This window comes from Paractinoplanes deccanensis (genome assembly GCF_016862115.1).
In the GTDB taxonomy this organism is placed as follows: domain Bacteria; phylum Actinomycetota; class Actinomycetes; order Mycobacteriales; family Micromonosporaceae; genus Actinoplanes; species Actinoplanes deccanensis.
Map to the genome: position 1 here is coordinate 1 of NZ_BOMI01000073.1, position 21035 is coordinate 21035.

General features: G+C 72.0%; 14 protein-coding genes. 6 read left to right on the plus strand and 8 right to left on the minus strand.

The features are described from left to right. Positions 1 to 1326 precede the first annotated feature (1326 nt). Positions 1327 to 1830 carry an inorganic diphosphatase gene (locus tag Ade02nite_RS19350; RefSeq protein WP_203765290.1) on the plus strand — a complete coding sequence of 168 codons (504 nt, stop codon included), beginning with the start codon at positions 1327 to 1329 and terminating at the stop codon, positions 1828 to 1830. Between the two features lie 69 nt (positions 1831 to 1899). Here Ade02nite_RS19350 and eccD read toward each other — a convergent pair whose 3' ends face one another. Then, a complete protein-coding gene (gene eccD / locus Ade02nite_RS19355; RefSeq protein WP_203765291.1) occupies positions 1900 to 3333 on the minus strand; it encodes a type VII secretion integral membrane protein EccD in 1434 nt (477 codons plus the stop codon). A gap of 106 nt (positions 3334 to 3439) precedes the next feature. Between eccD and eccCa the strand changes: the two genes are divergently transcribed. After that, positions 3440 to 7393, plus strand: a complete 3954-nt coding sequence (gene eccCa / locus Ade02nite_RS19360) for a type VII secretion protein EccCa (RefSeq protein ID WP_203765292.1) — start codon at positions 3440 to 3442, stop codon at positions 7391 to 7393. Between the two features lie 365 nt (positions 7394 to 7758). Then, positions 7759 to 8919 (plus strand): type VII secretion-associated serine protease mycosin, encoded by a 1161-nt coding sequence (gene mycP, locus Ade02nite_RS19365; protein WP_203765293.1) that lies wholly within the window; start codon positions 7759 to 7761, stop codon positions 8917 to 8919. A 68-nt stretch (positions 8920 to 8987) separates the two neighbouring features. Here the strand turns inward: mycP and Ade02nite_RS19370 are convergent, their stop codons facing one another. The 6 genes from Ade02nite_RS19370 to Ade02nite_RS19395 all read right to left on the minus strand — a co-directional run bounded on the left by Ade02nite_RS19370 (position 8988) and on the right by Ade02nite_RS19395 (position 15762). After that, positions 8988 to 11126: a S8 family serine peptidase gene (locus Ade02nite_RS19370; protein WP_203765295.1), complete on the minus strand. Its 2139-nt coding sequence runs from the start codon at positions 11124 to 11126 to the stop codon at positions 8988 to 8990. A gap of 152 nt (positions 11127 to 11278) precedes the next feature. Beyond that, complete coding sequence (locus Ade02nite_RS19375; RefSeq protein ID WP_203765299.1) at positions 11279 to 12457, minus strand: MarP family serine protease; 1179 nt, start codon at positions 12455 to 12457, stop codon at positions 11279 to 11281. A gap of 34 nt (positions 12458 to 12491) precedes the next feature. After that, complete coding sequence (locus Ade02nite_RS19380; RefSeq protein WP_239168881.1) at positions 12492 to 13190, minus strand: NUDIX hydrolase; 699 nt, start codon at positions 13188 to 13190, stop codon at positions 12492 to 12494. Next, the gene (locus Ade02nite_RS19385) at positions 13187 to 13729 is read right to left on the minus strand and encodes a TlpA family protein disulfide reductase (RefSeq protein ID WP_203765302.1); all 543 of its coding nucleotides are present in this window, start codon (positions 13727 to 13729) and stop codon (positions 13187 to 13189) included. Before Ade02nite_RS19385 ends, Ade02nite_RS19380 begins: the two co-directional genes overlap by 4 nt. Then, positions 13726 to 14529: an endonuclease III gene (nth, locus tag Ade02nite_RS19390; RefSeq protein WP_379036030.1), complete on the minus strand. Its 804-nt coding sequence runs from the start codon at positions 14527 to 14529 to the stop codon at positions 13726 to 13728. The genes Ade02nite_RS19385 and nth overlap by 4 nt, the downstream gene beginning before the upstream one ends. A 36-nt stretch (positions 14530 to 14565) precedes the next feature. After that, complete coding sequence (locus Ade02nite_RS19395) at positions 14566 to 15762, minus strand: CapA family protein (RefSeq protein ID WP_203765304.1); 1197 nt, start codon at positions 15760 to 15762, stop codon at positions 14566 to 14568. 205 nt (positions 15763 to 15967) lie between these two features. Between Ade02nite_RS19395 and Ade02nite_RS19400 the strand changes: the two genes are divergently transcribed. From Ade02nite_RS19400 to Ade02nite_RS19410, 3 genes are all read left to right on the plus strand, one after another. Then, positions 15968 to 16645: a Crp/Fnr family transcriptional regulator gene (locus Ade02nite_RS19400; protein WP_020515203.1), complete on the plus strand. Its 678-nt coding sequence runs from the start codon at positions 15968 to 15970 to the stop codon at positions 16643 to 16645. A gap of 165 nt (positions 16646 to 16810) precedes the next feature. Continuing rightward, the gene (locus Ade02nite_RS19405) at positions 16811 to 18094 is read left to right on the plus strand and encodes a carboxyl transferase domain-containing protein (RefSeq protein ID WP_203765306.1); all 1284 of its coding nucleotides are present in this window, start codon (positions 16811 to 16813) and stop codon (positions 18092 to 18094) included. Then, positions 18091 to 20097 (plus strand): acetyl/propionyl/methylcrotonyl-CoA carboxylase subunit alpha, encoded by a 2007-nt coding sequence (locus Ade02nite_RS19410; protein ID WP_203765308.1) that lies wholly within the window; start codon positions 18091 to 18093, stop codon positions 20095 to 20097. Before Ade02nite_RS19405 ends, Ade02nite_RS19410 begins: the two co-directional genes overlap by 4 nt. Here Ade02nite_RS19410 and Ade02nite_RS19415 read toward each other — a convergent pair. Then, complete coding sequence (locus tag Ade02nite_RS19415) at positions 20074 to 21024, minus strand: serine/threonine-protein kinase (protein WP_203765312.1); 951 nt, start codon at positions 21022 to 21024, stop codon at positions 20074 to 20076. The two genes, Ade02nite_RS19410 and Ade02nite_RS19415, sit on opposite strands and share 24 nt — an antisense overlap. Between the last annotated feature and the right edge of the window lie 11 nt (positions 21025 to 21035).

A 21035-nucleotide genomic window follows, 5' to 3' on the forward strand; every position in this document is an offset into this window, starting at 1 on the left:
AAGCCTGGCCCGTGGCGGCACCCGAAGCCTGACCCGTGCCAGCACCCGCGGCCTGGCCGGCGGCGGTACCTGCGGTCCGACCCGTGCCAGCACCCACGGCCTGGCCTGCGGCGGTACCTGCGGTGTGACCCGGTCCGGCACCCGCGGCCTCACCGGTGGCGGCCGGCGAGGTGTGGCCGGCAGTGGGGTCCGAAGGCTGACCAGTAGCGGCACCTGGGACGCGCAAAGGATGATCGGTGGCGCTCTGCGGCTGGCCTGTGGCGGGCCGCGGTGAGCCGTAGACACCCGTGCCGGGCTGAGAGGCCGCCGCCGGCGGCGGATTGCCGGGCGCGCTCGACCACGGACCCTTCGCCGGCTGTTCCGCGACTCTGCCCGCTTGTTCGGCCGCTTTGCCCGGTTGTTCGGTTCTTCCGCCCTCTGCTGGACCGCGCGGGCCCTCGGCCGGCCCCTGAGTTGAGGGCTGGGCCGCCTGCTCGAACCAGCCGCGCCCTGCCGAGTCCGCTGTCGATCGGGGCGAACCGCCCGGTGCAGCACCCGACGCCCGATCAGAAGATGCGGCACTCGACGCCCGATCAGCGGGCGCGGCACTCGACACCCGATCAGCAGGCGCGGCACTCGACACCCGATCAGCAGGCGCGGCGCTCGGAGCCGGACCCGTGCTTGACGGCCGGCCGCCGGCAACCTGGGACGCCTCGCCGGAACCGGGAGCAGCGGCCGAAGCAGCGGCCGGAGTGACCGGACCAGCGGCACCCGACGGCTGAGCGGAGCTGGTCGGCGTGGGCTGGCGCGCCAGGTCCCCCCTGACGTCCTCGGGCCGCGCGGGATCGGCCGGTGGGCCGGCGGGAGATCCGGGGTGGGCCTGGTCATGCGGCTGCACCTGTCGATCTTCCGGTGCGGCGGGGGTGGCTCGCTCTTCTTGTCGTATATCCGGCGCGGGCTCCGCCCGTACCGGTGAATCGGACCCCGCGGGGCGTTGGTCGGGCACCGAAGCGTGCGCCGCGGGGGATTTATGGGGATTCAGTGACGTATTGGTGCCGTCGTTGTCGGCGATGGCCGACGGAGTGAGCGAAGTGACGTTGCCGCCCTCGGCCGACGGGTTACCGTTTTTGGAGCCGTCATGCGACTCGGACACGCCGTCGCGCTGGGGACCGTCGTGTGAATCTTGCCTCCCCACGTGCCCCTCCTAGTACGCGGCGCCGGACTTAGGGGAGACTAGCGACATCCGGCACACCGATGCGCGCGGATCCTGTCGGCCACCGTTCCGGCCGCAGTTCACCGCCCGCCGGACCGGTCTTCTCTTCAGCGGGCGAACAAGGGAGCAGATAAATGGATTTCGACGTATTGGTTGAGATCCCCAAGGGCCAGCGCAACAAGTACGAGGTCGACCACAAGACGGGTCGCATCCGGCTGGACCGGACGCTCTTCACCGCGACGCAGTACCCGGCCGACTACGGCTACATCGAGGGCACTCTGGGCCAGGACGGCGACCCGCTGGACGCGCTCGTGCTGGTGCAGGAGCCGACCTTCCCGGGCTGCCTGATCCGGGCCCGGGCGATCGGCATGTACCGGATGACCGACGAGAAGGGCCGCGACGACAAGGTCATCTGCGTGCCGTTCGAGGACCCGCGTCAGGAGCACCTGCGCGACATCCACCACCTGGGCGAGTTCGACCGCCTGGAGATCCAGCACTTCTTCACGGTCTACAAGGACCTCGAGCCCGGCAAGTCGGTCGAGGGCGCGACCTGGACCGGCCGCGTCGAGGCCGAGGAGGAGATCGTGGCCTCCTTCAAGCGTGCCGAGGCCGCCGAGGCCGAGGGCCACGAGCACTGAGTCACCCGATCGCCCGGTGAAAGGCGGCCGCATCGCTGATGCGGCCGCCTTTTTCGGCCGGCGGGACGGCTACAGGCTGATGTTGCCGACCGCGTCGTAGAGGCCCACGACCGCGCACGCCACCGGGATCACCGACACCACCACGAGCGTGTCCAGCAGGTCGGCGGCCCGGCCCAGATAGGGCGACGGCGGCTTGCGGGAGTACGTCGCGCCGGCCACCACCGTGATCAGGGCGAGGACCAGCGCGGCCGCGGTCAGCCCGAGCAGCATGGTGGAGCTCGCCCCGCGCATCAGGTCGACGCCGAGCGCGGCCACACCGGCCAGCCCGCCCACGACCAGCGGCACCCGCTGGCGCAGCGTGACGAAGAGCCGCGAGCGCAGCAGCAGCGCCGCCGCGGAGACGGCGATGAGGATGCGCGCCGAGAGCGTGCCGGCCAGCGCCAGCACGCCGAACGCCGCCACCGCGAGCACCGCGTGACCGAGCAGCATGCCGGCGAGCAGTTCCTCGGTGCGGGACACGGCCGCGAAGACGGTGGCCCGGTCGGGCCTCTCGCGGGCCGCGTCGAGCGAGCTCGCCACCGTCGCCCCGGTGAAGCCCTCGGAGGCGTCCGTGCCGGTCGGCAGAGTCACCGGCGGGGTCGGCATCTTGCCGAACCGGATCGCCAGCAGTGGCAGCAAACCGATGCCGCAGACCAGCGCCGAGATCAGCACCGCGGCCGCGCCCGCCGCGTCGGTGAACATCGCCACCAGCGCGGTCAGCGCGCCGAACAGGCCCACCACGCCGCCGGCCGTGAACAGGCGCAGCGACGCCGCCACCCCGACCGCGCCGAGCGCCGCGATCAGCAGCAGCGCGACCGAGCCGGCGAGCAGCTCGGGGCCGCCGAGCCAGGAGACCAGCCCGACGACGCCGACGCGGTCGTCGGTCGCGACGAGCACCGCGCCGCCCGCGAAGGCGTACGGCATCGCATAGGCCCCCAGAGCGGCGCCGGCGCGCGCGTCACCGTACGCCCGGGAGGCGGTCACGCCCGCGAGCGCGAGCAGCACCGCGAGACCGAGGCCCGCGAAGGCCGCGCCCTGCCACACGGGACCGGCCGCGAGCACCGCGACCAGGCCGACAGCGAGCAGCGCGCCCGCGGCGACGAGCGTGGCCGTGCGGGTGGAGGCCGGCGTCCAGGCGCTGCCGCGGCGCCGGGCGCCCTCGGCGATGGCCTCGACCACGTCGTCGTACTCGAGCTCGGGCCACTCGTCGTGGGCCGGGACGAGATGGAGCACTTCGCCGTCGCGTACGCCCTGGGGGAAAAGACCCTGCGTGGTCGCGAGCGCGACCCCGTCGGTGCGCCGCAGCACCCAGCCACCGTGTTTCTCGCCGTCGTCGGCGAGGCCCTCGCCGGCGTGCCGCAGCACCTCGGGCAGCAGCTCGGCGAGCGCCACGTGCTCGGGAAGCGCCACGTCGATGCGGCGCTGCGGGGCGCTGATGGTCACGCGAGCCAGTCCGATGCTCACGGCATATGACCCTTTTCTATAGGTGAATGCGTTGGCTAGCTGACTTTACCTACGATGGGCCACACGGGGACACAGGCCCTTGTGGACGAAAGGGACAAAAAGCGGCATGAGCACGGTGGTGATCAAACGGTCGGCACGGCGCCCGGCGCCGGAGATCCCGACCGGGGAGATCGCTGTCGAGCCGCCGCCGGAGATCCCGCAGCAGACCGGCGGCCGCTGGCAGCAGGCGATGATGGCGCTGCCGATGCTGGGCGGCTCGGTCGCCATGGCGATGATGATGGGCCAGGGCCGCGGCGGCGCCTACTCCTATGTGGTCGGCGGCCTCTTCGGCATCTCCTCGATCGCCATGCTCACCACCAGCTTCGGCGCGAGCGGCTCGCCCAAGAAGGCCGAGATGATGGCCGCCCGCCGCGAATACCTGCGGCACCTCTCGGGCCTGCGCAAGCGCGTCCGCGAGACGGCCGGCAAGCAGCGGGTCGGCCTGCTCTACCGGCACCCCGACCCCGCCACGCTCTGGTCGACCGCGTCCAGCCACCGGGTGTGGGAGCGGCGCACCAGCGACCCCGACTTCGGCGTGGTGCGGCTCGCCGTCGGGCCGCAGACGCTGGCCACGCCGCTGGTCCCGCCGGTCACCCGGCCGCTCGACGAGCTCGAGCCGATGACCGCCGGTGCGCTGCGGCGCTTCCTCGACGCCTACTCCGTGGTCCCGGACCTGCCGGTAGCGGCCTCGTTGCGCGGCTTCGCCCGGGTCTTCCTGCGCGGCGACCGGGGCGTGCACGACCTCACCCGCGCGATCGTCTGCCAGCTCGCCACCTTCCACGCGCCCGACGACCTGATCGTCGCGGTCTGCGCCGGCCCCGAGCGGCGGGCCGACTGGGAGTGGGTCAAGTGGCTGCCGCACAACCTGCACCCGTCGCGCACCGACGCGCTCGGCCACGTGCGGCTGGTCGCCAGCGCCGGGCAGGACCTCGAGAAGCTGCTCGAGGACGTGATCGGCAACCGGCCGCGCTTCAATCCCATGGGCGCGAGCACCACGACGCCACACGTCGTGATCGTGCTGGACGGCGCCGACCTGCGCGGGGCCACCCAGCTCGACGACGGCATCGACGGCGTGACCGTGCTCGACCTCGACGAGCAGCCGCCGCGCCTGCTCGACCGGTCGCTGCTGGTGCTCGAGGTCGCGCACGCGGGCGGCCGGCGGGTGCTGAACACGTACTCGATGGAGCACGAGGCCGAGGTGGGCACGCCCGACCGGCTCAGCGTCGAGCAGGCCGAGGCGGTCGCCCGGCGCCTGTCGCCGCTGCGGCTCGCGGCGATGTCCAAGTCGGCGGACACCCCGCTCGCCGCCGAGATGGGGCTCGCCGACCTGCTCGGCATCGGCGATCCCGAGACGTTCAGCGTGGCGCAGGCGTGGATGCCCCGCCCGAACAGGGACAAGCTGCGCGTGCCGATCGGCGTGGGCGCGGACGGCAGCCCGATCGAGCTCGACCTCAAGGAGTCGGCGCAGGACGGCATGGGCCCGCACGGCCTGCTCATCGGCGCGACCGGCTCCGGCAAGTCCGAGCTGCTGCGCACGCTCGTGCTCGCCTTGGCCACCACCCACTCGTCCGAGACGCTCAACTTCGTCCTCATCGACTTCAAGGGCGGCGCGACCTTCGCCTCGCTCGACCGGCTGCCGCACACCGCCGCCGTGATCACCAACCTCGCCGACGAGCTGCCCCTGGTCGACCGCATGGTGGACGCGATCGACGGCGAGATGATCCGGCGCCAGGAGGTGCTGCGCAAGGCGGGCAACTACGCGAGCCTGCGCGACTACGAGAAGGCCCGCGCGGGCGGCGCCGCCCTGCCGCCGCTGCCGTCGCTGCTGGTCATCTGCGACGAGTTCTCCGAGCTGCTCTCCGCCAAGCCCGACTTCATCGACCTGTTCGTCCAGATCGGACGGCTGGGCCGCTCGCTCGGCGTGCACCTGCTGCTGGCCAGCCAGCGCCTCGAGGAGGGGCGGCTGCGCGGCCTCGACACCCACCTGTCCTACCGGGTCGGCCTGCGGACCTTCTCGGCGCTGGAGTCGCGGGCGGTGCTCGGTGTCCCGGACGCCTACGAGCTGCCGCGCTCGCCCGGTCACGGCTACCTCAAGTTCGGCACCGAGCCGCTGCTGCGCTTCAAGGCCGCGTACGTCTCCGGCCCGCTGCGCAAGGCGGGCGCCCGGGCGGCGGCCGGCGGTGCGGGCGCCGAGCCGCAGGTGCTCTCGTACTCGACCCGCTATGTGCCCGCGCCCGAGCCGGTGAAGCCGGTCGAGCCGCAGCCCGAGCAGATCCCCGCCGGCGAGAGCGTGCTCGACGTGATGGTCGACCGCCTCGGCGGCCAGGGCCCGCCGGCGCATCAGGTGTGGCTGCCGCCGCTCAACCAGTCCGCCGCGCTCGACGAGCTGCTCGGGCCGGTCGTCGCGGATCCGGCGCGTGGCCTGGCCTTCGCCAATCCGGAGCTGCACGGCGCGTTGCAGGTGCCGATCGCGTTGATCGACAAGCCGCGTGAGCAGGTCCGCGACGTCATGTGGTTGCAGCTGTCCGGCCCGGCGGGGCACGTGGCGGTGGTCGGCTCGACGCAGAGCGGCAAGTCGACGGCGCTGCGCTCGATGATCTGCGGCCTGGCGCTGACGCACACCCCTGCCGAGGTGCAGGTCTACTGCCTCGACTTCGGTGGCGGCTCGCTCGGCACGCTGCGCGACCTCCCGCACGTCGGCGGGGTGTCGGGCCGTCTCGACACGGTGGGAGTCCGCCGTACGGTGGGCGAGATGTCCACTTTGCTCGCCGAGCGGGAGGCGCGCTTCGCCGCGATGGGCATCGACTCGATGGCCTCCTACCGGCGGCGCCGGGCCAACCCCGCCAACCCGGCGGCCGACGAGGACCCGTTCGGCGACGTGTTCCTGGTCATCGACGGCTGGTCCACCCTGCGCAAGGAGTACGAAGATCTCGACCCGGTCATCACGGACATCGCGACGCGAGGGCTCTCGTACGGCATCCACGTCGTGGCCGCCTCGTCGCGGTGGATGGACTTCCGGCCGGGCATCCGCGACCTGTTCGGCTCGCGGCTCGAACTGCGCCTCGGCGACCCCAGCGACTCGTCGATCAACCGGCGGGCCGCGATGAGCGTGCCGGAGAAGGCCGGCCGCGGCATCATCGAGCACCCGACCGACAAGAACAAGGCGCTGCACCTGCTCACCGTGCGCCCCGAGCTGTCGACCATGGCCGACACGAGCGATCTGGTCAAAGAGATCGCGGCCACCTGGCACGGCCCGGTCGCGCCGCGCGTGCGCCTGCTGCCGGCGCTCGTCCCGTACGAGGAAATGCATGTCGAGGCAGGCACGGGCCTGCGCCTGCCCATCGGCCTCGCGGAAGCCGACCTGCAGCCCGTCGAGATCGACTTCGCCTCGGACCCGCACTTCCTGCTCTTCGGCGACGCCGAGTGCGGCAAGTCGACGTTCCTGCGCACGCTCGCCACCACGATCACCAAGCGGTTCGCGCCCGAGGAGGCCCGGATCATCCTGGTCGACTACCGGCGCAGCCTCATGGACCTGCCGGAGTCGGAGCACCGCATCGGGTACGGCATCCAGGCGCCGAAGACGCTGGAGCTCATGCAGTCGGTGGCTGGCTACATGGAGCGCCGCCTGCCCGGCCCCGACGTGACCGCCCAGCAGCTGCGCGAACGATCCTGGTGGACCGGACCGGAGCTGTTCGTGCTGGTCGACGACTACGACCTGGTGGTGGCCGGGCCGACGAACCCGCTCACGCCGCTGCTGGAATACCTGCCGCAGGCCCGCGACGTCGGCCTGCACCTGATCCTCACCCGGCGGGCCGGTGGGGCGAGCCGGTCGCTCTACGAGCCGGTCATCCAGCGCCTGCGCGAACTGTCCGCGCCCGGCCTGGTGATGTCCGGCCCGTCCGACGAGGGCCCGCTGATCGGCCCCATCCGCCCGGCACTGATGCCACCGGGCCGCGGCCGGCTGCTCACGCGGCGTGAGGGCGTACGCCTGATTCAGTTGGCGCACCTGCCGCCGTACTGAGTCGACCAAGGATTTAACAGACTGCCGGTGCGACTGGCATCGACCGATAGCGACAAACGGGCGCGGTTTCGGAGTAATCTGCATCGACCGTCCGGACCAAGAATGGCGATGCGAGCGTGAGCGATGCGAGCGTGGAGTCCCGCCCCGCGTGGGCGCGATGGTGCGCACCCGCGCGTGCCCGCCGGTTGATCGCCGCCGCGGCCGCTGGGGTGTTCGCGGTCGGGGTCGCGCCTGCCTCCGCTTCCTTCGGGGCACCTGCGGCTTCCGAGACCACCGCCGCTTTCGAGACAACTGCGGCTTTTGCGAGACCGGCGGGTCTTGCGGCGCCCGCGGCTTTTGCAGCGCCCGCGGCTTTTGCGGCGCCGATGAGGGCCGAGCCTGCGCCGTTGCTCAGCGACTCGGTGCGCGACGACGAGTGGCATCTCGACACGCTCGACATCGCCGACGCCTGGGACTACGCGGACGGCTCGGGCGTCACGGTCGCCGTGATCGACTCCGGCGTCGACGCCACCCACCCCGACCTGCAGGGCCAGGTGCTTCCCGGCCTCGACCTCGTCAACGCGTCCGGCGACGGCGACACCGACCTGGTCGGCCACGGCACCACGGTCTCGGCCATCATCGCGGGCCGCGGCGACGACCAGAACGGCGTCGTCGGCATAGCGCCCAAAGCCAAGATCCTTCCCGTACGAGTGCTCGACGAGGAAAATCGCTACGACGACGCCCTGATCGTCGCGCGCGGCGTCCGCTGGGCCGTCGACCACGGCGCCCGGGTCATCAACCTCTCGCTCGGCGGCAACGGCAGCAGCGCGGCCCTCGCGGCGGCCCTCGACTACGCGTTCGCCAAGGACGTCGTGGTGATCGCCTGCACGGGCAACACCAGCGCCTCCTCCGGCACAGACGTCTGGTATCCGGCCCGCGAACCAGGCGTGCTCGCGGTCGCCGGCATGGAACGCGACGGCACGGCCCTGTGGTCCGGCTCGATCACCGGCAAGGAAACGGTGATCACCGCCCCCGCGACCCAGCTGGTGGGCGCCCGCTCCGGCGGCACCTATTGGAAGGTGCAGGGCACAAGCTTCGCCGCCCCCATGGTCTCGGCGACCGCCGCGCTGATCCGCTCACGCTGGCCCACCATGCCGGCCGGCGAGGTGATCAGCCGCATCATCCGTACGGCGAAGGACCTGGGCACTCCCGGCCGCGACGCCACGTTCGGCTACGGCATGGTCAACCCGGTCGGCGCCCTGACCGCCTCGATCCCGGCCACCCTGGACAACCCACTCGACACCAACCCGTCCCCCGGCATCGCCCGCTTCGGCAGCGCCCCGGTCCCCGGCCAGGCCCAGTCGGCCCCGGACGGGCTCACCCCGCTGACCCCCCGGACCGAAGACGCCGAGTCGGGCGGCGGCGCCGCGCCGGTGATGGCCACCCCGGTCTCGTCCCGCCGCAACTGGTGGGCCGCCGCGGCCCTGTTCCTGGTGTCCGCGGTCGCCGCCCTGCTGACGATCCGCCGCTTCGCCGGCACAACCTAGCGGCCATCCGATTCGGAGGCGCCCGTTCAGCCGGGAGAACGGGGAAGCGCGGCACCGGGCGTGGCGCGTCAGCGATACCACACACGGGTCGCCGTGGTGGCGACGTTGCCGAGCCGGTCGTACGCGCGTACCTGGATCTTGAGGGTCTTGCTCTGGTTCCTGGTGTTGAGGCTCAGAACGTATGCGCTGGTGGTGTCCCTGGCGACAACCTTGCCGTTGACGATGAGCTCTACCCGGGCGATGCCACTGGTGTCGGCGGCCTTGACGTAGACCTTGACGATGCCCTTCACCTTCGCCCTGTTCGCCGGGGCCTTGGTGACTGCCACGGACGGGGGCCTGTTGTCGGCGACGACCGTGCGCGCCGGAAGCGTCCGGTACAGGCCCCAGCGGTCTGTCACCCGCCACACGAGAGCGACGTTTCCGCTGAACGTGCCGGTCTTCACCGCCAGCGCGTAGGGCGCGGCCGTGTCGGCGCCCACGCGCTTGCCGTTGGCCCACAGCTCCGCCTTGGCGACCCCGCTGACGTCGGTGACACCGGCCAGCGTGCTGGTGAACGTGCCCCGCACCTTCGTACCGGCGGCCGGCCCGACCACCCCACCGGCCGGCGGAGCGTTGTCGGCGAGCACGGTATGCGTCAGGTAGGTCGGGTTTCCCGCCTTGTCAACGGCGAGAAGGAAGAGCGTCATGGAGGGGTCCAGCGGGACGGTGCCCCGCCAGAGGTTCGTTCCCGCCACCCTGGACAGGTAGCTGACCGTGTTGTTGGCCTGGTAGACCGAGTAGACGTAGTCGATGTCGGTGTCCGGCATCGCGACTGTCGCGGTGACCGTGTGACCGTGCACCGCTTCGGTCGGCTTCGGGGACACCAGGGTCATCGTGGGCTTGACGGTGTCGGCCCGCACGGTGACGGTGACCGGATCGGGGTTGCCGGCATAGTCGTACGCGATGACCGTGACGGGCAGCGGGCCGTTGAACCCCGCGGGCGGGCGGATCTGGACCTGGCTGCCGGAGAGGCGGGCCGAGGTGACGACGGTCCCGCCGATGACGTAGTCGATGCGCTGCACGCCGTGGTCGTCGGTGGCCTCGGCGATGGCCGGCACGCCGTTGGCGGGCACCAGCTCGTTCTCGGTCAACCCCGGCTTGACCAGCTTGGGTTTCGTCGTGTCGGTGCCACCGAAGCCGTAGACCACCTGCGCCGCGTTGAGGACACGCGGCTGGAACGCGTAGGTGCCGGTCGAGGGAAACGGCGCCGCCCCGCGGATGGCGGTCCACACCTCTTCGGGGGTGGCAGTGGGCTTCATCGAGAAGGCGAGCGCGGCGACACCCGACGCGGTCGCGGTGGCTCCGGAAGCACCGACGAGATAGGCGAGCTTGCCGTCCGGTCCCAGGGCGGCGCCCGTGTAGGCGCTCGCGTCGGCCCACTGGTCGCGCAAGGTGTTCTTCAGCGTTCCCGACTGGTTGACCGCGAGGACGGAGTCGTACGCAGCCGGATACCGCCGCGCTGTCGAGTTGACGTTGCCGGCCGAGGCGACGACCAGGGAGCCCGCGGCGGCTGCGTGGTCGACGGCGTCCTTCAGCAGCCGGCTCGGCGTGGCGGTGCTCAGCGACACGTTGATGACCTGCGCGTCGTGGTCGGCGGCCCAGGCGATGCCGGCGGCGACGTCGGCCGTGGTCCCTTGCCGGCCGGCCATCACGCGTACCGGCATGATCGCGCACTGCGGGCAGACGCCGGCCGTGCCGACGCCGTTGTCCGGAGCGGCGCCGATGAGACCGGCCACGAGGGTGCCGTGTCCGTCGGCATCCGTGACGTCCGTGTCCCCGTCGACGACGTCGTAGCCGGGCACCAGGCGACCGGCGCCCAGATCGTCGGTCGGGCTCACCCCGGTGTCCACGACGGCGACCTTGACGCTTGGCGCGCCGGTGGTCCACGTCCACGCCTCGGGGACCTGAAGCACCCGCCAGGAGCTCGGCTTCACCTCGCCGTCCGCGCCCACGACAGCGCCGCGCTCGGCGTATCGCACACCGGCGGCGGACGCGAGCGCGGCGAGGGCCGTGTCGGCCTGGTCGGCGACCACGTCGATGGCGACCGCGGGCAAGCCGGTGACCTGGTGGTGGCTCACCACCAGGTCGCCGAGGGGGTCGAGGACAGTGAAGGGGTCGGCGCCTTCGGCGAGCCCGACGTCAAGCCGCACGGTGTCGCTCGCGGCCACGGCGGGACGGGCCGGACCGGCCGTCAGGAGACCGGCACACAGAAGGGCAGAGACGGCGACACGCATACCCGCCCCACCGAAGATCGACACCGTTCGCATGAAACGGCACCGTATCGACGCGAGGAAATCCCGTCAAGATCCTTTTAGGAAGGCTACGCGCAGTCGCCGGTCTTGACGCCTCGGGTGCGGGTGACGCCGGCCTGGGCCACCGGGGCCGCCTCGGCCGCGGTCAGGGCGAAGCCCGTGTTCTTGTCGTCGGCGGCGGCCGCGAAGATGACGCCGATGACCTGGCCGGTGGGGCTGATCAGGGGGCCGCCGGAGTTGCCGCTGCGCACCAGGGAGCGGATGGTGTAGATCTCGCGGGTGACGTCCTGCGCCTCGTAGATGTCGGGGCCCGTGATGTCGCCGACGTCGCGGACGCGGGCCGACTGGGCGTCGTACGGGCCGTCCTGGGGGTAGCCGAGCACGATCGCGCTCGCGCCCGTCGCCGCCTGCTTCTTGACGAAGGGCATCACCGGCGCGGTCAGGCCGGGCACGTAGAGCACCGCCAGGTCGCGCTTCGGGTCGTAGACCACCACCGTCGCGTCTTCGCGGCGGCCGTTGACCTCCACCGACACGTCCCGGGTGCCGGCCACCACGTGGGCGTTCGTCATCACGCGCTCGTTGGAGTAGACGAAGCCGGAGCCTTCGATGCGCCGGGAGCAGCTCGGCGCGGTGCCCAGCACCTTGATGACCGAGCGCTTGCTCTTTTGCACGACGGTCGAGTTCTTCAGCGCCGGGTCGGGCGCCGCCACCTGCCTCGCCTGGGTGCGGGCGAGGCCGCCGAAGACGTCGGGGAAGCCGTTGGTGTTCAGGGTCTCGCTCAGCGCCGACGACAGGTTCTGCGCCTGTTCGGGCATCAGGTCGTTGACGCCGCGCAGGATCGCGCTGTTGCGGACCTCGCGGTTGAGCCCTTCGAACGGGGTGGTGCTCAGCGGCACGGCGAGCAGCCACGCCACCAGCAGCACCGAGAGCAGGGAGATCACCGCGCCGCCGGCGTCGTCGACGGCCTGGAGCGACTTGTTGGTGATGGCCTGGCGGACCCGGATGCCGACCCAGCCGGCCAGGGTGAGACCGAGCACCGCGAGCGCGAAGATGACGATCAGCGAGACGACGAGGCGGGCCCAGTCGTCGGTGAAGCGTTCGGCGAGCAGCGGGCCCAGCTGGAGGCCGATCAGCATGCCGCTGAAGAAGCCGCCGAGCGAGAGCGCGCCGATGACGAAACCCTGGCGGTAGCCGCTGATCGCGAAGATCAGCATCAGCACGATCAGGAGTACATCGACCACGGGCACTCACTCAGGGTAGAGACGCCGGGCCACCGCCGGTTCACGGCAGAACCTCGTCCGGTCCGCCGGCCCGGGTGGCCGGCACGGGCGCCGCCGCGTCGGGCAGCTCGACGAGAGCTCCGGGCTCCCACGGTCTTGTCCAGCCACCCATGTCGAGCACCGTCGAGATCACCCCTGCCGTGAAGCCCCAGACCAGCATCCCCCTGACCTGGAAGGCCGGGCCGACCCAGCCGCTGGGATGCCGCACCCGGATACGGTTCGCGGGGTCGACCAGTTCACTGATCGGCAGTCTCGCGACATGTGCCACCTCGGCGGGCTCGCGCGGGCACACCGGGTGGGGGTGCCGCCACCAGGCCAGCACCGGGGTCACCACGAAGCCGCTGACCGGGATGTAGAGCTCGGGCAGCACGCCCAGCACCTCGGCGCTGGCAGGGTCGAGGCCGACCTCCTCGTGGGCCTCGCGCAGCGCTGTCGCGGCGGCGTCGGCGTCGTCGGGGTCGGTGCCGCCGCCGGGGAAGGCGGCCTGGCCGGCGTGGTTGCGCATGGTGGCGGCCCGCTGGAGCACCAGGAGGTCGGGACCGTCGGGCCCCTCGCCGAAGAGGATCAGGACCGCGCTGGGCCGGCCGACCCCTTTCGGGGCGCGCAGCGGCGTGAAGTCTTCGATGCGGGCGCCGGCGGCGCGGGTCAGCAGCGGCTCGAACCAGGACGGCAGGCCGGCGGGGCGCTCGAAGAGGGTCACAGGGTCACCTTTACGCCGAGGAGCTTGTCGACCTGCTCGGCCAGGGTGTCCGCGTCCAGGGGCAGATTGTGCACGGACGACTTGCCGTTCGCGTCGAGGAAGACGGTGGTCGGCAGGTTGATGCGATCGAGCTTGTGCAGCAACGCCTGGTCGGCGTCGAAGAGGGTCGGCATCGTGACGCCCTTCCCGGAGGCGAAATCGGCGCCGTTCTCGCGGGTGTCGCCGGTGTCGACGCCGATCACGGTGACCTTGCCCGAGTCGGACAGCTTCTGCATGACCGGCAGCTCGGCCCGGCACGGACCGCACCAGGACGCCCACATGTTGATCACGGCGGGGCCCTTCAGCGACCGCAGCGAGACGGAGGCGTCACCGGTGAAGCAGGGCAGGCTCAGGTCGGGCAGATCGTTGGGCGCCGCGGCCCCGCCGAGTGAGGAGCAGCCGCCGAAGGGCGACGCGGAGGCGGAGTCGTCGCCGCAGGCGGCGGTGGCGGCCAGCAGCGGAACGACGAGGAGGGCCGCGAACAGGCGCGAGACTCTCACGGGGCCTCCGGCGCGGTCACCGCGGCGGCCGGGACCAGGTCGGGGTCGACGCCCGCGGCGGCCGCCAGCTCGCGGGCGCGCGGGCCCTTGAGCAGCTTGGCCGCGGCGGCGGCCTCGGTGGGGCCGGTGCCGTAGGAGGGGCACATGGTGGCCAGCGTGCAGGCGCCGCAGGCCGGCTTGCGGGAGTGACAGACGCGACGGCCGTGGAAGATCACCCGGTGCGACAGCATCGTCCAGTCGCGCTTCTCGATGAGGTCGGCGACCAGGAACTCGATCTTGACGGGGTCGTCCTCGTCGACCCAGCCGAAGCGGTTGGTGAGCCGCCGGAAGTGGGTGTCGACAGTGATGCCCGGCACGCCGAACGCGTTGCCCAGGATCACGTTCGCCGTCTTGCGGCCGATGCCGGGCAGGGCGACCAACTGGTCGAGCTTGTCGGGCAAAACGCCGTCGTGCTTCTCGACGAGCGCGTTGCCCAGCTTGATCAGCGAGTCGGTCTTGGCCCGGAAGAAGCCCGTCGGGCGGAGCGTCTCCTCGAGCTCCGCCCGGTCGGCGGCCGCGTAGTCGGCGGCGGTGCGATAGCGCTTGAACAGGCCCGGCGTCACCTGGTTGACCCGCACGTCGGTGGTCTGGGCCGACAGGATGGTCGCCACCGCGAGCTCGAGCGGAGTGGTGAAGTCGAGCTCGCAGTGGGCGTCGGGATGGGTCTCGGCGAGGACCTTGGCCATCTTGCGGGCCCGCCTCTTGCGCCCGATGGGCGTCTCTCCCGCGAACCGCTTGACCGACCGCACCACCGAAGTCACCGCTAAAGAGTACGTCGCGGGTACGACATCCCCGTCTCACGCGGCGGGCTTGATCGCTCCGTCCGTGCCGATCCGTGCCCCGGTCGACGGGAAGTCGGCCGTGCTCAGCTGGGCGACGAGCTTGCGTGACTGCTCGTTGGCGGAGTCGCGCGTCGGCAGGCCGCTGCCGTTCATGTACGTGGAGACGAACTTGCCACCCGCGTACGACCCGTCCTTGCCGAGCGTGACGTGCAGGATCCCGCCGTACTTCAGCACGCCGGTGCGGCTCAGCGTCTTGCCGCCGCCGGCGAAGTTGCCCAGGCTGTACGCGATGAGCTTGCCCTTGTAGAACTCCATGCCCCGCAGCACGTGCGGCCCGTGCCCGACGATCAGGTCGGCGCCCGCGTCGATCATCGCGTGGCTGAACTTGATCGGGTCGCCCCGGTTCTCGCCGAAGAACGTCTCGGTGCCCGGCTTCACGTGCTGCTCGTCGGCGCCCTCGGCGCCCATGTGCACCTGCACGACGACCAGGTCGGCCTGGGCCTTGGCCTTCTCGACCACGGAGCGCGCCTGGTCGAGGTCGATCAGGCTGTTCGCCCCCACGTACGACGAGAAGCCGGCGACCGCGACCTTGACGCCCTTGACGTCCACGACGGTGATCTCGTCGGTGTTGCCGGTCGCCTTGACGCCCACCTCGGCCAGGGCCAGGCGCGTGTTGCGCGCGCCCTTGACGCCGAAGTCCTTCGAGTGGTTGTTGGCCGTGTTGACGAGGTCGAAGCCGCCGTCCTTGAGGTGCTGGGCGTACGACGGCGGTGACCGGAACGCGAAGCAGTTGCCCGACCCGGCGCCGCACTTGGAGGTGCCGGTGTCCTCGGTCAGCGGCTGCTCGAGGTTGCCCATCACGAGGTCGGAGGCGAGGCCCGCCTTGACCGAGTCGAAGAAGCCCTCGCCGTCGTTCGGCGGCAGCTTGCCCGGTGCGTTGCTCATCATGATGTCGCCGGTCGCGGAGAGCGTGATCGTGCCGTCCGCGGAGACGGGAGCGGCCTCGGTCGGCCGTGCGGCCGCGGAAGTCGAGGAATCGGGGGCCGCGGCCGCGCCGGGCTGTTGCCATTCCGAGTCCGAGGAGCCCCGGTCGCGATTCGCGAATGCGACACTTCCGGCAGCTATACCGGCCAGCGCCGCCAGGACAATCGTGATTGTCAGGACAGGGCGGCCGAAAAGACCCTGCCTTCGATGCGGGGGGTGGGAATTCATCGACCGCGACGATACCTTCGGGTTGCTACGCGGACGACCCGTCGAATGGCTCGTCGTCGCCCACCTGAAGCGACGAATTGCACAGCCCGTCACGGTCGGAACGGTTACCCTGCGATATTCGGATCAAGGGGTGCCCGCCCGATTCCCGCCCGCGTGCGCCTAGACTGATCGAGCGCAGGCGTTGCGCGTGTTCGGAGGTGCGACGATGGATGAGGTACTGGCGCGCAGCGGAATCTTCCAGGGCGTGGACCCGGAGGCGGCCGAGGCGCTCGCCAAGGAGATGGACACGGTCGAAGTCCGTAAGGGCGACGTCCTGTTCAACGAGGGCGAGGCCGGTGACAGCCTGTACATCGTGCTGTCCGGCAAGATCAAGCTGGGCCGCCGCGCCGCGGACGGCCGGCAGAACCTGGTCTCGATCATGGGGCCGTCCGACATGGTGGGCGAGCTCTCCCTGTTCGACCCCGGTCCCCGCACGGCGACCGCGACCGCGGTGACCGACGCCCGGCTGGCCCGGCTCAAGAAGACGTCGCTGCGCCCGTGGCTCAACAACCGCCCCGAGATCGCCGAGCAGCTGCTGCGCGTGCTGGCCCGGCGCCTGCGCCGCACCAACGACGCGCTGGCCGACCTGATCTTCACGGACGTGCCGGGCCGGGTGGCGAAGAACCTGCTCCAGATGGCGGGCCGCTTCGGCACCCGCGACGGCGGTGTGCTGCGCGTCACGCACGACCTCACCCAGGAGGAGCTGGCCCAGCTGGTCGGCGCTTCGCGCGAGACGGTGAACAAGGCCCTGGCCGACTTCGCCTCCCGCGCGTGGCTGCGGCTCGACGGCAAGAGCGTGATCATCCTGGACCCCGAGCGCCTGGCTCGGCGCGCGCGTGTCTGATCCCACCCTGTAACACCTGAAAAGGCGACAAAGCCGCGCCTTTCGCATCCGTGTCGCACCCGCTCGACCACTCGTTGTGGAGGTGGTCGAGAGGCACCGGCGGATACGAGAGGGCGCGGCTTTGAACATGGCAGGGGGCGTTAAGCAGCGCATCGGGGTTCCCTCGTGACTGTGCTCGACACGGCTCTCGATCCGCGCACCCCCGGCTATCTCGAGGGCTGCGGCACCGCCACGGACCGGCTCGCCCGGCTCGAGGCCGCGCTCGAGGAGGCCCGCGCCGGCGGCGGCGAGCGGGCCGTCACCCGCCACCACGCCCGCGGCAAGCTGCTGCCCCGCGAGCGCATCGAGATGCTGCTCGACCAGGACGGCCCGTTCCTCGAGCTGTCGCCGGTGGCGGGCTGGGGCACCGAGTTCCCGGTCGGGGCCGGCGTGGTCACCGGCATCGGTGCCGTCGAGGGCGTCGAATGCATGATCATCGCCACCGATCCGACGGTCGACGGCGGTCCCGTCAACCCGTACGCGGTCGAGAAGATCCGGCGGGCCGCGCGGATCTCCTCGTGCAACCGGCTGCCGCTGGTGAATCTGGTCGAGTCGGCCGCCGAGACCCCGCCCGGCGGGCCGCAGCCGCGCGGCGGGATCGCCCGCGACCTGAGCCGCCTCGCCGCCGAGCGGGTGCCCGCGATCTGCGTGGTCTTCGGCCCCGCGGAGGGCATCGCCGCCTACCTGCCGGCGCTCTCCGACTACACGATCACCGTCAAGCCACAGCCGGCCCGCGCCACCAAGGACGTCGCGGACCAGCTCGCCGAGGACGAGCGGGACGGGCTGCGCCTGGCCCGCCAGTGCGTACGCCGGCTCAACTGGCGCAAGCGGGGGCCGCAGCCGCGCACCGCCGCGCCCGCCGAGCCGAAGTACGACGCCGAGGACCTGCTCGCGCTCACCACCCTCTACGACCCGCGCGAGCTGCTCGCCCGCGTCCTCGACGGCAGCGAGTTCGACGAGTTCAAGCCCGCCGTCGGCACGGCCCTGCTGGCCGGCTGGGGCGAGCTGCACGGCTACCCGGTCGGCGTCCTGGCGGCCTCGGGCGCCCCGCACACCCCGGCCGAGACCCAGAAGGCGGTGCACTTCATCCAGCTCGCCAACGCCACCGACACGTCGCTGCTGCTGATCCAGCGCGACGAGACCACCGAGTCGTTCGGGCCGGGCGAGATCGACGCGCTCGCGCACTCGACCGTGCCGCTGCTCGCGCTCAACAGCGGCCGCACCGGTGATCCCCGCTTCTCGTTCAGCTGGCCCGCCGACGGCCCGGTGGCCAACGGCGACGACGACGGCACCATCGACCCTCGCGACACGCGTACCGTCCTCGGTCTCTGCCTCTCCGCCGCGCACAGCGCGACCGTCGAGGGCGCCGGGCACATCGGTGTGTTCCGACCCGGAAAGGTAGACCAGTGATCCGACGTCTTCTGGTGGCCGACCGTGGCGAGATCGCCCGCCGGGTGTTCGCCACCTGCCGCCTGGTCGGCATCGAGACGGTCGCCGTCTACTGCGACGCCGATTCCGACGCGCCCCACGTGGCAGAGGCCGACTACGCGGTACGCCTGGACGGCGGCACCCCGCGCTCGTCGTACCTGCGCGGCGACCTGATCATCACGGCCGCCCAGCGGTCCGGGGCGAACGCGATCCACCCGGGCAACGGCGAGCTCGCCGAGGACCCGGACTTCGCCGCGGCGGTCGCCGACGCCGGCATGATCTGGGTCGGCGCGCCGCCCAAGACGCTCGGCATCCTGCGCAGCAAGACCGAGACCAAGGCGCTGGTCGCCGAGGCCCGGGTGCCGGTGCTGCCGAGCTTCACCGACCCGGACGAGGTGCCCGGCTTCCCCGTGCTGATCAAGCCGGACAACGGGGCGGGCGGCACCGGCCTGCGCGTGGTGCGCGACGCGACGACGCTGATCGAGGCGATCGCCTCCACCCGCCGCGAGGTGGGCAGCGAGGTCTACTGCGAGCCGTACGTCGAGGACGTCCGCCACATCGAGGTGCCGATCCTCGCCGACGAGCACGGCGCCGTGGTGCCGTTCGGCGAGCGTGAGTGCTCGATCCAGCGCCGCTACCAGAAGATCGTCGAGGAGACCCCGTCGCCGGCCGTCGACCCGGGCCTGCGCGAGGAGCTATGCCGGGCGGCGATCGTCGCCGTGCGGGCGCTCGGCTACGTGGGCGCCGGCGCGGTCGAGTTCCTGCTCGACGCGCGCGGCGACTTCTGGTTCATGGAACTCACCCCGACGCTTCAGGCCGATCACGCGGTCACCGAGTGCGTGTCCGGCTACGACCTGGTGCGCCTGCAACTGCTGGTGGCCGAGGGCGGCAGCCTGCCGATGCCGGGCCCGCCGCCGATCCGCGGTCACGCCATCGAGGTGCGGATCTGCGCCGAGGACCCCGCGTACGCCTGGCTGCCCGCCACCGGCACGCTGCACCGCTTCGCCGTGCCGGACGTGGCCGGCCGGTTCCGCCCGCTGCCGGCGCCGGGCCTGCGGCTCGACGCGGGGGTCGAGAACGGCTCGGTGATCGCCGCGCACCAGGACTCCACGCTCGCCAAGCTCGTCGCCTGGGCGCCGACGCGGCAGGAGGCGGCGCGCATGCTGGCCTCCGCGCTGACCCGCTCGCAGATCCACGGCGTGGCGACCAACCGCGATCTTCTGGTACGGGCGTTGCGGCATCACGCCTTCCGCACCGGCGACGTGGACACCGGCTTCCTCGACCGGCGCCCCGAGGTGTTCGCCCCGCTCCTGTCGGCCGTGGACGCCGTACGGCTGTCCTGTCTCGCCTCGGCCCTGGCCGGCGCCGCCGCACGCCGCGCGGAGGCCGCTGTGCTCGCGGCCGTGCCCTCCGGCTGGCGCAACGTGCCCTCCGGCTCGCAGACGGCGGTCTACGACGGCCCGGCGGGCCCGGTCGAGGTCGGCTACCGGATGAACCGGCACGGCGAGCTGGCCGGCTGGTGGGTGCGCACCGTGGACCCGGAGGAGCTGGACCTGGCCGGGCTGGGACAGGCGCCGGTGGTGGACGACTATCCGGAGACGGTGGTCGTGCGCGCCGGCGACGAGCAGGTGGTGCTCGACGTCAACGGCATCCGGCTGACCTTCAACGTGCACCGGGTGGGCGAGGTCTCGTACGTGGACAGCCCCGAGGGCTCGGTGGCGCTGCGCGAGCTGTCCCGCTTCCCGATGCCGGCGCCCGAGGCCGTCGAGGGGTCGCTGATCGCCCCGCTGCCGGGCGCGGTCCGCCGGGTGCTGGTCGTGCCCGGCCAGCGGGTGCGCGCCGGCGAGCTGCTGCTCACGCTGGAGGCGATGAAGCTGGAGCACCCCGTGCACGCCCCCAGCGCCGGCGTGGTGGCCTCGCTGCCGGTGCACCCGGGCACCGAGGTGGACACCGGCGAGCTGCTAGCGGTCCTCGATCCCGAGTAGGCCGAAGAGCCACTTGCGCTTGGTCTGCTTCACCGTGCGCACGGTCGGCGTCTCGTCGCCGTGTGTGTGGCGCTGCGGCGGGACCTGCTGGGCCGGTCCGGGGCCGAGCTGGAGCCCGGCGAGCAGGTCGCGCAGCTCGCGGGCGGTGGGCCGGGAGTTGGGGTCGTTCGCCATGCCGTAGCGCAGCACCTGGGTCAGCTGCGGCGGGACGCCGGGCAGGTCGGGGATGGGCTGGTTGAACAGGTCCATCAGCGTGATCAGGCTGGGGCTGCGGTCGCCGTCCCAGCGTGGCGGGCGCCCGCGCATCACCGCGTAGAGGGTGGCGCAGAGCGCGTAGACGTCGACCGCGTCGGACGGGTCGTCGTGCCGGAACATCTCGGGCGGCGCGTAGGCCGGGGTGAGCACCTCGAGGGTGACCGACGAGTCGCGCATCTCGCCGAGCACGGCGAGGCCGAAGTCGGCGAGGACCGCCGGGTTGAACTCGGAGTAGAGGATGTTCGCCGGCTTCACATCGCGGTGCAGCACCCCGTTGGCGTGCGAGTGCACCAGCGCGTCGGAGATCTTGACGCCGAGGTCGCGCGCCTCCTCGGCACCGAGCGGGGCGCGGCGCATGCGATCGAGGTACGACCCGTCGCAGAGCTCCATGATCAGGTATGGGTGCTGGTCGACCGTGACGCCGACGTCGAAGAGGTCGACCACGTGCGGGTGGGACGACATGCGGCCGGCGGCGCGCGCCTCACGGAGGAAGCGCGCCTGGTCACGGTCGCTCTCGAGGCGGCGGTTCTCCACCTTGATGGCGACCTCGCGCCCGACCGAGTCCTGCATGGCCCGGTAGACGGTCGCGTACCCACCCCTGGCCATGACCGACAGTCCGGACATGCCGGGCACGTACGGGACCGGCAGGGCTCCGTGCGGCTTCTCGGTCATGGCTCTGAAAA

Coding starts and splice junctions, on each gene's coding strand:
- Ade02nite_RS19350 (WP_203765290.1), top strand. CDS start 1,327: ATGGATTTCGACGTATTGGTTGAGATCCCCAAGGGCCAGCGCAACAAG.
- eccCa (WP_203765292.1), top strand. CDS start 3,440: ATGAGCACGGTGGTGATCAAACGGTCGGCACGGCGCCCGGCGCCGGAG.
- Ade02nite_RS19400 (WP_020515203.1), top strand. CDS start 15,968: ATGGATGAGGTACTGGCGCGCAGCGGAATCTTCCAGGGCGTGGACCCG.
- Ade02nite_RS19395 (WP_203765304.1), bottom strand. CDS start 15,762: ATGAATTCCCACCCCCCGCATCGAAGGCAGGGTCTTTTCGGCCGCCCT.
- mycP (WP_203765293.1), top strand. CDS start 7,759: ATGAGGGCCGAGCCTGCGCCGTTGCTCAGCGACTCGGTGCGCGACGAC.
- Ade02nite_RS19415 (WP_203765312.1), bottom strand. CDS start 21,024: ATGACCGAGAAGCCGCACGGAGCCCTGCCGGTCCCGTACGTGCCCGGC.